At 39.1% G+C, this 13,030-nt stretch carries 20 protein-coding genes; 15 read left to right on the forward strand and 5 right to left on the reverse strand.

Annotation, left to right across the window (positions count from 1 at the left end; all coding sequences use genetic code 11):
* Positions 1-301 precede the first annotated feature (301 nt).
* The 4 genes from H8744_RS03540 to H8744_RS03555 all read left to right on the forward strand — a co-directional run bounded on the left by H8744_RS03540 (position 302) and on the right by H8744_RS03555 (position 2,642).
* Entirely contained in the window at positions 302-961 is a 660-nt protein-coding gene (locus H8744_RS03540; RefSeq protein ID WP_262433539.1) for a hypothetical protein, read from the forward strand.
* Positions 962-1,109: 148 nt separating this feature from the next.
* The gene (locus H8744_RS03545; RefSeq protein WP_262433540.1) at positions 1,110-1,682 is read left to right on the forward strand and encodes a Crp/Fnr family transcriptional regulator; all 573 of its coding nucleotides are present in this window, start codon (positions 1,110-1,112) and stop codon (positions 1,680-1,682) included.
* A 30-nt stretch (positions 1,683-1,712) separates the two neighbouring features.
* Positions 1,713-2,144, forward strand: coding sequence for a GNAT family N-acetyltransferase (locus H8744_RS03550; RefSeq protein WP_262433541.1), 432 nt, complete (start codon positions 1,713-1,715; stop codon positions 2,142-2,144).
* A 39-nt stretch (positions 2,145-2,183) separates the two neighbouring features.
* Positions 2,184-2,642, forward strand: a complete 459-nt coding sequence (locus tag H8744_RS03555) for a GNAT family N-acetyltransferase (protein ID WP_262433542.1) — start codon at positions 2,184-2,186, stop codon at positions 2,640-2,642.
* Between the two features lie 187 nt (positions 2,643-2,829).
* On the opposite strand, the gene H8744_RS03560 is transcribed toward H8744_RS03555, so the two are convergent.
* A complete protein-coding gene (locus H8744_RS03560) occupies positions 2,830-2,958 on the reverse strand; it encodes a hypothetical protein (RefSeq protein ID WP_262433543.1) in 129 nt (42 codons plus the stop codon).
* Positions 2,959-3,112: 154 nt separating this feature from the next.
* Between H8744_RS03560 and H8744_RS03565 the strand changes: the two genes are divergently transcribed.
* From H8744_RS03565 to H8744_RS03610, 11 genes are all read left to right on the forward strand, one after another.
* Positions 3,113-4,336, forward strand: coding sequence for a site-specific integrase (locus H8744_RS03565; protein ID WP_005944350.1), 1,224 nt, complete (start codon positions 3,113-3,115; stop codon positions 4,334-4,336).
* Positions 4,337-4,361: 25 nt separating this feature from the next.
* Complete coding sequence (locus tag H8744_RS03570; protein ID WP_005944347.1) at positions 4,362-5,516, forward strand: PDDEXK nuclease domain-containing protein; 1,155 nt, start codon at positions 4,362-4,364, stop codon at positions 5,514-5,516.
* 233 nt (positions 5,517-5,749) lie between these two features.
* Complete coding sequence (locus H8744_RS03575) at positions 5,750-6,322, forward strand: Crp/Fnr family transcriptional regulator (RefSeq protein ID WP_005944344.1); 573 nt, start codon at positions 5,750-5,752, stop codon at positions 6,320-6,322.
* A gap of 9 nt (positions 6,323-6,331) precedes the next feature.
* Positions 6,332-6,895: a Crp/Fnr family transcriptional regulator gene (locus H8744_RS03580; protein WP_005944341.1), complete on the forward strand. Its 564-nt coding sequence runs from the start codon at positions 6,332-6,334 to the stop codon at positions 6,893-6,895.
* Positions 6,896-6,995: 100 nt separating this feature from the next.
* Entirely contained in the window at positions 6,996-7,427 is a 432-nt protein-coding gene (locus H8744_RS03585; RefSeq protein WP_005944338.1) for a GNAT family N-acetyltransferase, read from the forward strand.
* A 30-nt stretch (positions 7,428-7,457) separates the two neighbouring features.
* Positions 7,458-7,871 (forward strand): hypothetical protein, encoded by a 414-nt coding sequence (locus H8744_RS03590; RefSeq protein ID WP_005944336.1) that lies wholly within the window; start codon positions 7,458-7,460, stop codon positions 7,869-7,871.
* 16 nt (positions 7,872-7,887) lie between these two features.
* On the forward strand, positions 7,888-8,310 hold the full coding sequence (locus H8744_RS03595) for a SecDF P1 head subdomain-containing protein (RefSeq protein WP_005944333.1): 423 nt from the start codon (positions 7,888-7,890) through the stop codon (positions 8,308-8,310).
* Between the two features lie 14 nt (positions 8,311-8,324).
* Positions 8,325-8,615, forward strand: a complete 291-nt coding sequence (locus tag H8744_RS18815; RefSeq protein WP_004323652.1) for a hypothetical protein — start codon at positions 8,325-8,327, stop codon at positions 8,613-8,615.
* A gap of 98 nt (positions 8,616-8,713) precedes the next feature.
* A complete protein-coding gene (locus H8744_RS03600; RefSeq protein WP_080720260.1) occupies positions 8,714-8,953 on the forward strand; it encodes a hypothetical protein in 240 nt (79 codons plus the stop codon).
* Positions 8,907-9,326, forward strand: coding sequence for a hypothetical protein (locus tag H8744_RS03605; RefSeq protein ID WP_004323654.1), 420 nt, complete (start codon positions 8,907-8,909; stop codon positions 9,324-9,326). Before H8744_RS03600 ends, H8744_RS03605 begins: the two co-directional genes overlap by 47 nt.
* A 129-nt stretch (positions 9,327-9,455) precedes the next feature.
* Positions 9,456-9,788, forward strand: a complete 333-nt coding sequence (locus tag H8744_RS03610; protein ID WP_004323655.1) for a helix-turn-helix domain-containing protein — start codon at positions 9,456-9,458, stop codon at positions 9,786-9,788.
* Between the two features lie 52 nt (positions 9,789-9,840).
* On the opposite strand, the gene H8744_RS03615 is transcribed toward H8744_RS03610, so the two are convergent.
* The 4 genes from H8744_RS03615 to H8744_RS03630 all read right to left on the reverse strand — a co-directional run bounded on the left by H8744_RS03615 (position 9,841) and on the right by H8744_RS03630 (position 12,947).
* The gene (locus H8744_RS03615; protein ID WP_262433545.1) at positions 9,841-10,560 is read right to left on the reverse strand and encodes a hypothetical protein; all 720 of its coding nucleotides are present in this window, start codon (positions 10,558-10,560) and stop codon (positions 9,841-9,843) included.
* A gap of 4 nt (positions 10,561-10,564) precedes the next feature.
* On the reverse strand, positions 10,565-11,485 hold the full coding sequence (locus H8744_RS03620) for a relaxase/mobilization nuclease domain-containing protein (RefSeq protein WP_008642636.1): 921 nt from the start codon (positions 11,483-11,485) through the stop codon (positions 10,565-10,567).
* Positions 11,451-11,834, reverse strand: a complete 384-nt coding sequence (locus H8744_RS03625) for a MobC family plasmid mobilization relaxosome protein (RefSeq protein WP_004310825.1) — start codon at positions 11,832-11,834, stop codon at positions 11,451-11,453. Before H8744_RS03625 ends, H8744_RS03620 begins: the two co-directional genes overlap by 35 nt.
* A 147-nt stretch (positions 11,835-11,981) precedes the next feature.
* Complete coding sequence (locus tag H8744_RS03630; protein WP_005944329.1) at positions 11,982-12,947, reverse strand: DUF8464 domain-containing protein; 966 nt, start codon at positions 12,945-12,947, stop codon at positions 11,982-11,984.
* Between the last annotated feature and the right edge of the window lie 83 nt (positions 12,948-13,030).

Genomic DNA, 13,030 nt, shown 5'->3' on the forward strand with positions numbered 1-13,030 from the left:
AAACACACATTTATTAGTGAAACTGCTACCTACCGTTCGTGAAGAATAGTAGGTAGTTATTTAAATTCAACATAGATCAAATCATTATAAGTTACCCGCCATTGATAAAACTTAGTTTAACGATGAGTTTCTCTTATATTATCTACTTAGTATGGATAAAAAAGGTCGGATTAACACCACCTTTGAGAAAACAATAGATTAGATTTCAATAAAAATAAAAGCTACGCTATAACGAAGTATTTAATAGAAAAATTATATATTTGTATCACATAGTAAAGATATACATACAAATATTATTACATTGAAAAATAATTCGAATTTATCGTTTATCTACTCTGCTATAAAGTCATTAGCTTTGAGTTTCCACAATAGTGCAACAACAAGAATTATATTCTTATTAACTGCACTAATCATATTACCTGCGATGCCTCTCAAAGGACAAAGACGATATAATTATTCTTATAATTATGGAAACGGCACTATTGCTTTGAATTTAGATTCTAATCGGTGCTACAGCCTTTCATCAACCAAGCCTGAATGGTTAAATCGGCCAGACGACCTTCCTCTGACCAATGAAGAGGCTCCTCCTGTCATATGGAGTTCCGGTACATATTATTATTCTAAAGACACGATAATCTACAAAGATAGAAAAGATAAAAGTAAGTTTTTCTATTTTGTAATACAAGAACAAGGCGATAAATTAAACGCAATCAGATTAACAGATATTTCAAAAAACACATCCAACTTGAGTTTACGGAGAATTCTTTACAATGACTCAATAATCAAACAAACGTGCGTTTATGATCTACTCAATGAAAAATCTGTTTTCTATGTTAGAACATATTCAGTATCAAAAGACAATAAATCATCTCTATTATTAGATGTTTATGATTGGCGGAATGGAACTAAAGTGAAAATCTTTCATAACGATAAAGTTCAGCAGGACGAATGGAAGATATAAAAATGTTTCAGCTATGCCGCAATGGAAAAGTAGAAAAGAGGTTTTCTTAAATGGATGAACAAAAGGTAATCCATCATTTAGTGTAATCAACCGGTTATAAAATGAAAAAGTTATTTTTGCAAATGCACTACATATATTCTTAAGGCACATGGAAGATTTTAATTTAAAATATGCTCAACATCCTTCATTGGACTTACTGAAAAATTTTCTTTTAAAACATGGAGCATTTAAAATCATAAAAAAGAAAGAGATATTCTCCATACAAGGAAAGAAAAACCTCAAAGGCGCATACATTAAAAGCGGTGCGTTCCGATATACCCGTAGTGATGACAAAGGCAATGAGCATATAATTGGATATGCCTTTCCTCATGAATTTCTCGGGAGCTTGGATACATGGATAAATCCCGACCAGCCATCTCCCGTAACGATAGAAGCCATCTGTGATTCGGAGATTTACGATATTACTTATCCTGCTGTAAAACAGTTTTTCAACACAAATATGGAAACGTTATACATCCGCTGTATTCTTGCCGAACGGTCTTATTCTGTTATTTATCACCGTTTATTAGACTCATATTGCAAGAATGCAGAAGAACTATATCTTGACTTGCTAAACAGATGCCCCGATATTCAAGAACATATCACTTTGAAAGAGATAGCTTCGTTCTTACAAGTCACTCCCGAAACAATCAGCCACATAAGGCGTAAACTGAAGAAATAAATGTCCAATTCCATATAATAAAAACATAATATGATCCGCAAATTAACAAAAGACGAATATCGCAATGCCGCTGATTTATCTTATCAAGTATGTATGGAGAGTGGTATCAACGATTTTACCCAAGAGGGTATTGAAACCTTTAAAAGTTTTATATATAATATATCATTAATGAATGAACTTGATTTATATGGGGCTTTTGATAATAATCTATTGATAGGAGTTGTCGGTATTAATAGAAAAAGACAACATATATCACTCTTTTTTATCCAACAGGAATATCATCGGCAAGGAATAGGAAAATCTCTTTTCTACTATATGATGAATGATTGTAACTTTACCAAGATAAGTGTTAATTCTTCAACCTATGGAGAGTTATTCTATAAGTCGTTAGGCTTTAAAAAAGTAAGCGAGAAAGAGCTTAACAAAGGAATAACAAGTATTCCAATGATAAAAAATATATAAATATTTGATCCCAATTATAGATAAAGTATTTCATAAAATATGGATAAAGATTTTATAATAAGAACAGCCAAACCGTCGGATGCCTCTGAGGTCAAAGAGCTATTTCAAGATACAGTCCTTAATATAAACAAGCGTGATTATTCAAAAGCGGAAGTAGAAGATTGGGCATCGTGTGGAAACGACCTCTCCCACATAAAAGAAATGATTAGGACACATTATTTTATCGTAGCAACTAATCGACAGTCTCAGATTATTGGCTTTTCATCCATCACCAAACAAGGATATTTACATTCTATGTTTGTGCATAAAAATTTTCAAGGTAACGGTGTTGCTACGATACTTCTTAATGAAATAGAACGGTATGCAATCACAACAGGAATTACAAGGATTACATCAGAAGTAAGCTTAACGGCCCTTCCTTTCTTTGAAAAAAGAGGTTATATAGTGGAGGAAGAACAGAAACGCAAAGCAAATCTGCTTTCCCTCACTAATTTTTAGATGGCGAAAAGACTAGAGAATTGAAGCTAAAAGTAAGATATAAAAATCAAGATATAACATTTTAAGAAGTGGAATACAATTTATATAAAATCGGTTATACACTATTAGTTATATAGCTATTTTCTAAAGGTGTATCGGCACAAAGTTTGGCATTCAGTACACTTTATAAAAATAAAAACCCTGATAATTAAATAACTATCAGGGTTTCTTCGTACCCAGAGCCGGTACAAGCCATAGAAATCATAGGAAAATAAAAGAATTTATCTTCCTTATTATCAACTATTTGAATATTTCCTATTTTCTCTATTTTTGCCATATTTTGCCCATTTTCCGTTATTCAGTACACTTTTAGTACACTTTGAAATATCATTTTCTTTTGTACCTTTGCAATATTGGAAAACAAAAGAAAATCAACTATTTAGCGTAATCACCCGGTTATGGTACCTAAATCGGGATAAAACCTCTAAACAATGGCAAAGTTAGAAAATAAAACGAAAGAAAACCCCAAGTTAGAGCAAAATAAGCTCTCGGATGGTAGAATCAGCCTTTACTTAGAGTATTATTTAGGTAGAGAGGAAAAGCCCGTATTAGATGAAAACGGCAATCAAGTGTACTATGATAGTGGAAAGATGCAAGGTAAGCCCAAGTTTGCAGTAAAGCATAACAGGCGAAAAGAAAACCTTAGTCTGTATCTGATAGATAAGCCCCGTACCCCTGCGGAACGCCAGCAGAACAAAGAAACATTGGAGCTTGCCACAAAGATACGTGCGGAGCGTGAGCAGGAATTTAAAGAAAGTATGTTGGGCTATCGGTTGAAAAAAGATAGAACGGTCAATTTCTTAGACTATTTCCAAGCCTATATCAACAGTTATACCAAGAAAGATATTCGCATGGTACAAATTGCGCTTAGCCGTTTTAAGGACTTCTTAAAAGAGCAATACCCCATGAATGAGTTTAGTATCAAACCGGAACTTATCACCAAAGAAATGATGGAGCAGTTTGTAGCCTATTTGCAATCCCGAAGTGTGGGTGAAGGTGCTAAAAGCATTTACCAGCGTTTCAAGAAAGTTATTCGATATGCGATTGACCACGATGTAATGTTGAAAGACCCATGTAAAAGTGTTACCTGTAAAGTGGATAGCCAAATGCTTCGAAAAGATGTTCTTTCTCCCGAAGAAATACAAAAGTTGGCGGCTTGCCATTATGACAACGAGAACCCGAATGTCAGACGGGCTTTTATCTTCTGTTTATACAGTGGTTTGCGTTTCTGTGATGTAAAAGACCTTACCTATAAGAATGTGGATTACGCTAATCGGTTATTGAAATTTGAACAAAGCAAGACAAAGGGACATTCTGCCAGTAGTGGTGTGGTTATTCCCCTGAATGATGGTCTATTGTCTATCATTGGTGAAGCCCCGGCAGATAAAAACTGTTTGATATTCGATTTACCTACTTACGAAAGTTGCTGTAAATCAGTAAAGCGTTGGGTAAAGAGAGCCGGGATAGACAAACATATAAGCTGGCATTGTGCCCGGCATTCGTTTGCCGTGAACATTCTGAACAATGGGGCAAATATCAAAACCGTAGCCAGCCTTTTAGGGCATAGCGGATTGAAGCATACGGAGAAGTACACCCGTGCGGTGGATAAATTGAAAGAGGAAGCAATAAACAGCTTGCCCGAACTAAAGTTTTAACCATAAAAGACTTATCTTTGTAACTATGAACTTTGAAGCATTAGTAAAACATATCAGCACGATACAGAACACGTTGCAGGCACAAGCCGCACATGCTGTAAACCTTGCCCTTACTTCCCGTAACTGGCTTATGGGTTGCTATATTGTAGAATTTGAGCAGAACGGAGAAGACCGTGCCGCCTACGGTGAACAACTGTTGAAGAAGCTGGAACAACGACTGAAAACAAAAGGTCTGAATGAACGTAGATTCAGGGAATTTAGACGGTTGTACCTTGTTTATCCACAACTAAAAGAACCTGTTACACAATACATTGCATCACAAATTCAAATTCGGCAGTCATTGACCGCCGAATTCACTGAACCAATTCGGCGGTTGGTGACCGCCGAATCTGAAAATGGAGTTTGGAAACTATCAACAGAATACCCACAAACCGAAACATGGATGATTCCGGCTGATAGATTATTCAATAGATTATCTTCCACCCATTTAAACACTATATCGGGAATTGAGAACCCGGTAAAACGTGCTTTCTATGAAATGGAAACCATTCGTGGCTGCTGGTCTGTAAAGGAGTTGGAGCGACAAATCGCATCTTTATATTACGAACGTAGCGGACTATCCAAAAACAAAGAAGCCCTCTCCGCTTTAGTCCAGCAACAAGCAACCTTATTACAACCTAAAGATGTTATCAACACCCCTGTTACTTTGGAGTTCTTAGAGTTGAATGAACGTGCATTGGTGACAGAAACTGATTTGGAACAAGCCATTCTTGACAACCTGCAACACTTCCTGTTAGAAATGGGACATGGCTTCTGTTTTGAAGCCCGGCAAAAACGTATCTTGATAGACGAGGATTATTTCTTTGCCGACCTTGTGTTCTATCACCGCATTTTGAAATGCCATGTTATTGTAGAATTGAAGATAGATAAGTTCCGCCATGAGTACGCTTCGCAACTAAATATGTATCTGAACTATTTTAAAGCGGAAGTGATGCAGCCGGATGATAACCCACCTATCGGCATTTTGCTCTGCACCGAAAAGGGAGATACCTTGGTTAAGTATGCCACTGCCGGGTTAGACCCAAATATTTTTGTGCAAAAGTATAGGATAGAACTTCCAACAGAAGAAGAAATAAAAGTATTCATTTCTTCCTCAAACTATGAGAGTTACAAACTTTAAAATTGGCGAAAAGAAAAAAGATTGTTTCTTCTTTCGCCAGCACATATATTTTGCAGGCTACAAAAGTTAGTTTGGTACGTTTTGGATATATATACAAAAGCACAAACTAAACTCACAATAAAGTAGATTAAAAAAAAGAGAAGATGTTTTGATAAAGTCAGGAATCTATTTTCCCTTTTTAAGAGAACAACTCACGAGGTTATTCTATATTTTAATTGCAATTAGTTTATAGTATGGAAGATTTTAACTCACAATATGCCAACCATTCGAAATTAGAACAGCTAAAGCAGTTCATTTTGGAACATGGTACTTATATCGAACTCAAAAAGGGTGAACAATTCACTATTCAAGGCAAAGTGAATCATCGGGGAGCTTATATCGAACACGGCTTATTGAGATATACTCGTGTGGATGAAAAAGGGAATATACATATAGTAGGATATACTTTCTCCGGAGAGTTTACAGGAAGTTTATGCACACTTATAGAGCCTAATCAACCGTCATTAGTAACAATTGAAGCCGTTTGCGATACAAAGATTTGTTATATACCCTATTTAAAAGTAGAGGAATTCTTTGCCACAAATGTAGAAACCATGCAAGTAAAATGTACTCTTATTGAACAATCATACTTATTAATGTATCATAGATTAATAGATATGTACTGCAAGACTACGGCAGAACTGTATCTTGACTTATTGAATAGATGCCCCGATATTCAAGAGTACATTACGTTAAAGGAGATTGCCTCTTTCTTGCAAGTCACACCGGAAACAATCAGTCGCATACGCCGTGGACTGAATAAATAGCTTACGACAATGAAAGATTTTAATTCATACCTCGACAATTTAGACTATTCCCTCGTAAAAGATTTATTTCATGAAAAAGGGAAGCAACGTATATACCACAAAAAAGATTTCTTTATTCGTCAGAATGAAATATCACGTTTTGCCGAATGGGTAGAAAACGGTACATTCCAATATACATATATTGATGGAGAGGGTGAAGAACACATTGTTGGATACGCTTTCACCAACGAGTTTGTATGTGACTATTCTTCTTTAATGAGAAGTGGCTTATCGTTAGTAAATATTCAAGCCATAACAGAGTGTTCTGTATATGAAATATCCCGTCATGACATTATTGAATATTGGGAAACGGATATGAAAACTCAACGATTCGGAAGGCATGTGGCAGAGAGTCTATTTGAAATGGTATATGAACGATTACTTGATTCATATTGTACGCCTGAAATACGATACAGGAACTTGATGGAACGTTGTCCTAACTTGAAAGAAGTAGTTCCTTTGAAAAGCATCGCTTCATTCTTAGGGGTTACACCGGAAACCATTAGCCGCATACGCCGCAAGTTAGAGATATAACTCACCTTTTAACAATTGTTATATTGGGGTCTTGATAATTGTCAAGACCTTTTTCCTCCACCTTTCATTACTTTGCACACATTGATTAAAAACTATTAGTATGATACGGAAATTAATGAAAGAAGAATATAAAAATGCTATAAACTTATCCTATCAAGTATGTATAGAGTGTGGCATTAACGATTTTACGGAAGAAGGGATTGAAACCTTTAAAAGTTTCGTGTATGACACATCGTTGATGAATACGCTTGACATATATGGGGCTTTTGACAATCATTTATTGATAGGAATAATCGGTGTACATCGGGAAAGGCAACATATATCCCTCTTCTTTGTCTTGCCACACTATCATCGGCAAGGAATAGGAAAATCGTTATTTGACTATATGATGAGCAATTGTAATTTTACTTATATAACAGTTAATTCTTCAACCTATGCAGAAACTTTTTATACATCTTTAGGCTTCAAAAAAGTGGGTAAAAAAGAGATTAATAAAGGTATTGTTAGTATCCCTATGAAGAGAAATATATAATTATTGTCAATCACTTAAAATAGAGATAAGATGAAAAAGAAAATTACTTTATGTATGGTGCTTTCCACATTCATTATTTGCGCCATGTTATGTCTGACAAATTGTAGTAACGATGATGCCCCTACTTCTGTCTTCACCCCCGAAGCCCTGAAGCAAACTACTTGGCAAGCGCAAATGACCGTGTACAATATCGAAGATGAGATAGACTACACAAAACAATCCATTCTTCAGTTTACTAACGAATCAGAAGGCATTTATACAAGGACGAACGAAGAAGACGGATATATGTGGAACACAGATTTTACTTATCAAGTAAATGGAAAAATCATCACGTTCGACAACATAGCAGGTCCGTGGACAGTGATGGAATACACAGGAACACATCTCGTAATGGAAGCCTATAATCCCAATAAGATGGTGTGGACGTTGGAGAAGATGTATTAACCTAAAAATAGCGGATATGAAGATTTCAACAATTCTCTTTTTCTGCCTACTAATGACAGCTTGTATGCAGACAAAATCCTTTCACCGGACAAACGGCTGGTACTACGTAACATCACAGACTACAGACAGCCTTTCACAAACACCTTTCCTTACTGTTATGGATTTCGATTCTTTACGTTTGGAAACTGATGCTTTTGGACACTCGGTCATTACCGGTGTCTTCCTCCAAGATAAATTGCCTATATGGAGAGAAGCCACAACAAAGAGTGTAGGAAAGTACATCGCTTTCGTTTTCAATGACACGGTGATAACTGCTCCTCAGGTTAATAGCCCCATAGAAAGCGGATGTTTCCAAATTTCCAATCCGCATGGATATGATTTGGAACGTATCTTTAGGGAACTACAAAAAGAAATTGATATATCAAGGTTTGGAAATTAAATGTTAACTGGAAAATGGGAACATTAGGTTGCATAAATGATATGCTACAACGGGACAAAGAGAACCGTGAGCTTCGCAAGTTGAATAGAGACAGGATGAAAGAACATCACAAATATCTTGTAGGCAAAGGTAAAAATGCTGATTTATCCAATGTTTCCATTGAAAAGATAGAAGAAATCCGTAAAAAAACCATAGAAAAGGAGCAATCAGACCAAATATATATGTTTAGGATATATATATTTCTTACAATATGCCTTTTAGTGCTATTTTTATTGGGATTACTTTGCTATAAACTATTTTTCTAAATTCCCCCAAAACAACAACTTGCGGATTACAATATTATGAATTGAAATAAGCCTTTTCCTAAGTCTCGCTAAGGCTTATTTTTTATATGAATACATACATGAATCTAATTTTAGAACAGCGATTTTTCCGCTTATTGTCGGAATATTCACAACGTAAAGTTTCTGCATCGGAGTTTACAGAAGCTATTGAGGAATTGGCTACGCATGTAGCCGATTTTGGTATCAACGAACAGGATTACAGTATTTTACTTCGCTATTTTTCCTTTGGTTTACACCGTCTTAAATCGTATCGTGTACGGTTTGAGCAAGAAAAAAATGCCCTATTTGCATTTAATTGATGAAGCGATAGGACTTTTGAACACTGAAATACGCCTTATTGAATGGCGCATCAAATACCCGGAACAACTACAGCAACGCATCAATAAACAGCCCCTTTCCCCTCTCTACCTCGCCGACAAAACAACCCTTATCAATATCATGGAAGTGGTAAGCGGCTTATTCCTCTCCAAAGACATCGTTTATCAGAACGGTAAACCTGCCTATTTAGTGGACTTATCCAAAGGTTTTGAATGGTTGTTTAACATTAAGATAAGCGACTGCCACCAAAAACATGAGGACGTGATAAAACGGAAGCCGGGCAAACTCACCGAATTTCTTAATGGACTGGCAAACCTAATCAAAAATGAACATGATAAGAAAGGATATAGATAATCAGCAACTTATGATTTATTTATAGGGGACTCCATTAGTTCTCCTGTAATTTCTTTGTATCCGTTTTTAGAACTTTGCTTCATCAATCGATTGACAAACAAAATGTATAATCTGAAAAATGAAGCAATTATGTATATAGACAATGACGAATTTGGTGGATGGATGCAGAAGCTGTATGCCAAACTGGAAGAACTCTGCAAAGATGTACGGGTACTACGCAATGCAGACAGGGTACTGCCCGAAGATGATAACCTATTGGATAATCAAGACTTGTGCCTGCTGTTCAAAGTAAGCATCAAAACCCTGCAACGCTACCGGGCTATCGGTGCGTTGCCATACTTCACTATCAGCGGAAAAGTGTATTACAAGGCTTCCGATGTCCGGGAGTTCATCAAGGAAAGGTTCAGCGTCACCACGCTACGCCAGTTCGAGAAAGAACACTGTACGAAGAAAAAGAAGTGAATCTGAAAAGCCGGAACGGTGAATGTGCTTCATCCATCCCGGCTTTCCCCGTTTATGGCTTACCCAGCTTATCAGCTTCTTTCTTTAGCTGTTCGGCTTGCTCGTTCAACAGCCTTGCACGTTCCAGTGCTTCCGCCTGCTTTTGGATGCGGTATTCAAAATCCATCACTGAATCGGTCAGACTTCGGATAAAGCCGTTATCCCGTTGCCATTTGAACTTGTTTTCCAGTATATCAAAAGTTTCCCCGTCTGCCTGTCCTTGCATCAGCAAATAGCGGTATTTCATATCGTTGTCCTGTAACTGCTGCATACGTTCAGCCAAACGGATATTCAAGAATATGGAAACGGAACAGATAACCAGCACTGCCGAAAAAAGGAACAATCCCGGACGAATCCAAGAAGCGACCTTGCTGCAAATCCGTTGATAGAGCGGTAAGGGTATAGCTTCCTCTTTATCCGTCTTGCAAGAGCCCAAAGCATCAAGCATTACCTTGAAACAACGGTAGGTTTCCAATACTATTTTCTTGGTGTCCTCGATATGTTTCTGCTGACCTTGCATCCTATTCCTTATCTCGTCAAGCTGGCTTCGGATAGCCTGCAAATCCTTTTCGGGAACAGCCGGGTTACTGTGCAATTCCGACAATGCCTGTTCGATTGCGTTCAGTCTTTCAAGAGTTTCCTCCCGACTGGCTGGCGTTACCTGTGCTTCCTGCTTCTCTTTCAATTCAGTAACCATTGAGAGAAGCCCCTCTAAAATCAAATTTTTCTCCATGTGTTTACAAATTAAGTTGTTTTTTCTTTTTCTTCTTCTTTCTTAAATTCAAGTTTGGTTCTTCATCCGCAGGGGGTGATGAAGCGGTGAACAGACCGAGTGAGCCAGTTATCAACGGACTGTCAGTCTTTCCCTGTGTCGGCAATGGCTCCCGAACGGGTGTAAAAGCTGTCTGCCGTTGATTTCCGACCGTATTCAGTCCTGCATCCCCGAAACATTTATCCAGTTTGGAGAAACTAAAATTGCGGTCTATCTCCGAACCCTTGAACGTGTATTCGCCTTTGGAAAAGGAAACGCCCTGTATCTCGCCCGTCTGCCCCTTGTACTTGAACCGGACAGTAATACCCTTTTCCGCTAACCGCTCCTGTAACTGCCGCCAGTTCTTGAACTTCCCGATTTCGTTCTTTACAGCCGTGTAAATCTCGTATTTCGACTTGTCCGGCTCTTTCAAGCGGTGCTGCTTTACCTGTTCTTTTCCACCAGCAAAATAAAGCCCGTGTTTGGTTTTCAGCTTCTTGCATACCTGCTCGTTACGGTACATATCGTTCCTGTCCGAAATGGTCTTGCCGTTGTTGTCTATGCGGTTGAACACGATATGCACATGTGGGTGTTCCCGGTCTTGATGGCGCACGATGATATACTGCGTATCGGTGATTTTCATTTCACGCATATACTCCTGCGCAAGCTGTACCATCTTCTCGTCTGTCAATTTGGGTGCATCCACTGCCGAATAACTTAACGCAATATGTCCGACAGGCTTCTTCAAATCGGGATTCATCCCGGTCTGCATACAGAAGCTGCGGATTATATCGCCCCGGCTTTCAGTCAGAACCCCGTCCGCATGAAGCAAAACCGCCTGCTCCTTACCAAGCACATAGTTCACACAGCCCTTAAACCCGCTTCCCTTTTTTATTTTTCCAATCATCCGACAACTGATTTATAATTTCGACAATCCTGTTTTTGAGTTTCACCAGTTCCACCGCCACCAGTGCGAAACCTCCGGCATTCGCTCGGTGCGCCAGTTGGTTGATGTTGTTGGCTTCCCCTGCCAGCTTGCGGATGGTGTCCGCATCCTGCCTATTCAGCCGGGGTATGACCTCTGCCGAAACAACCGCCTGCCGGACATACTCACTGACACGCAACCCGGCTTCCCCGGCTCGCTTCCTGATGGCATAATACTGCAACTCGGTCAGCTTCGTGCTGACTACCCGTTGCTGCTTCTCTATCCGTTTCTTTGCCGGACGTCCCCCCGGCTTATCCTTTATATTCGTCATAGGTTTTTACATTTAAATGGTATCTTAAAAATTGCGACCAACGGGAGAAATTTTCTTTGCTGTCAAGCAAAGCAAGGTAGTTTCGGTTTACCGAAACATAACCTTGCTCTCCAAATTAAACCGCCTGTCGCTGGTAATCCTGCCGGACTAAATGCCCCTGCCCCTTTTCTGTCTTGGGGCGGCACGTTGTCCGGTTTCCTGCTTTATCTCCTGCGCTTGGCTGGTGCTGTTCTTCTGTTCCTGCTTCCTGCCGCACAGGTAATCGTTCAAGTCCGAATACCCCCTGTAATTGCCCGAGAAGTCACGCACACGGTAGGAGTATTCCAATTCGATAGCCCGTGTCGCTTCATATCCTGCCTTGTCATTGTCAAGCATACAGTGGATGCGTTCATACGGGTACAGCACGTCAATAGCTTTCGGCACATTGACAGTAGAGTTGAGTATGACATAATCCTGCCTGTCAAGGTCGGGCATGGTCGGGCAGTTCTTCATCCGGAGCGTGAGGAAAGAAAGATAGTCCATAAAACCCTCGAATACCAAACACTTCTCTCTCGGCTCTCCCTGCTGCCGTATATGGGTGATGTCTTTCGGGGCGATGCAGCCTTTGAAAAAGGAATTGCGAACCTCGTAACCTCCTGCTATGTTCGGGAAACCGATAGCAAAGAACGGTCTGCCGTTATTGGTAAAATGGAGTTCCTTACATTCTCTTTTTGCCAGTTCGATATTGATACCCCGTCCCTCCAAGTAACGGAGCAATGCCGGATGGGTCAAGTCACGGACTTCCAAATGTTGGAAACTCGGTTCTGTCCTACGCTGGGGAAAAGAAAAACTGACCGGGCGGACGTGCGGTGTCTGTTCCGCTATCCGGTTTAACAGGTATGGCAGGCTGTCGGAGCAATAGAGTTCCTTTGCCAGTGCGATGATGTTGCCGCCCTTGCCTGCGCCAAAGTCATACCAAAGGTTGCGGTCAGTGTTCACCTTGAAAGACGGTTCGTGTTCCTCCCTTAACGGTGATTTGTACCATAAGCCGTTACCCTGCTGCTTGACAGGAGAGTAACCTAAACTATGCAGATAGTCTGCGATGGGTATTTGTTTCACATCTTCGATGTTCATAACATTTTCTTTTTTGGGGATTAAAAAATAGTTGAAAAGTGCGCCAGTCCTGTTTAGTCCGTTATATATATACCCGTACCATA

The sequence above is a fragment of the Jilunia laotingensis genome, assembly GCF_014385165.1.
Lineage (GTDB): Bacteria > Bacteroidota > Bacteroidia > Bacteroidales > Bacteroidaceae > Bacteroides > Bacteroides laotingensis.

Excerpts from the sequence above, each read along its gene's own strand:
- H8744_RS03565 (WP_005944350.1), top strand. The coding sequence starts at position 3,113 with ATGGCAAAGTTAGAAAATAAAACGAAAGAAAACCCCAAGTTAGAGCAA.
- H8744_RS03630 (WP_005944329.1), bottom strand. The coding sequence starts at position 12,947 with ATGAACATCGAAGATGTGAAACAAATACCCATCGCAGACTATCTGCAT.
- H8744_RS03615 (WP_262433545.1), bottom strand. The coding sequence starts at position 10,560 with ATGGAGAAAAATTTGATTTTAGAGGGGCTTCTCTCAATGGTTACTGAA.
- H8744_RS03580 (WP_005944341.1), top strand. The coding sequence starts at position 6,332 with ATGAAAGATTTTAATTCATACCTCGACAATTTAGACTATTCCCTCGTA.
- H8744_RS03550 (WP_262433541.1), top strand. The coding sequence starts at position 1,713 with ATGATCCGCAAATTAACAAAAGACGAATATCGCAATGCCGCTGATTTA.
- H8744_RS03570 (WP_005944347.1), top strand. The coding sequence starts at position 4,362 with ATGAACTTTGAAGCATTAGTAAAACATATCAGCACGATACAGAACACG.
- H8744_RS03595 (WP_005944333.1), top strand. The coding sequence starts at position 7,888 with ATGAAGATTTCAACAATTCTCTTTTTCTGCCTACTAATGACAGCTTGT.
- H8744_RS03545 (WP_262433540.1), top strand. The coding sequence starts at position 1,110 with ATGGAAGATTTTAATTTAAAATATGCTCAACATCCTTCATTGGACTTA.
- H8744_RS18815 (WP_004323652.1), top strand. The coding sequence starts at position 8,325 with ATGGGAACATTAGGTTGCATAAATGATATGCTACAACGGGACAAAGAG.
- H8744_RS03600 (WP_080720260.1), top strand. The coding sequence starts at position 8,714 with ATGAATCTAATTTTAGAACAGCGATTTTTCCGCTTATTGTCGGAATAT.
- H8744_RS03620 (WP_008642636.1), bottom strand. The coding sequence starts at position 11,485 with ATGATTGGAAAAATAAAAAAGGGAAGCGGGTTTAAGGGCTGTGTGAAC.
- H8744_RS03625 (WP_004310825.1), bottom strand. The coding sequence starts at position 11,834 with ATGACGAATATAAAGGATAAGCCGGGGGGACGTCCGGCAAAGAAACGG.
- H8744_RS03560 (WP_262433543.1), bottom strand. The coding sequence starts at position 2,958 with ATGGCAAAAATAGAGAAAATAGGAAATATTCAAATAGTTGATAATAAG.
- H8744_RS03555 (WP_262433542.1), top strand. The coding sequence starts at position 2,184 with ATGGATAAAGATTTTATAATAAGAACAGCCAAACCGTCGGATGCCTCT.
- H8744_RS03575 (WP_005944344.1), top strand. The coding sequence starts at position 5,750 with ATGGAAGATTTTAACTCACAATATGCCAACCATTCGAAATTAGAACAG.
- H8744_RS03590 (WP_005944336.1), top strand. The coding sequence starts at position 7,458 with ATGAAAAAGAAAATTACTTTATGTATGGTGCTTTCCACATTCATTATT.
- H8744_RS03585 (WP_005944338.1), top strand. The coding sequence starts at position 6,996 with ATGATACGGAAATTAATGAAAGAAGAATATAAAAATGCTATAAACTTA.
- H8744_RS03610 (WP_004323655.1), top strand. The coding sequence starts at position 9,456 with ATGTATATAGACAATGACGAATTTGGTGGATGGATGCAGAAGCTGTAT.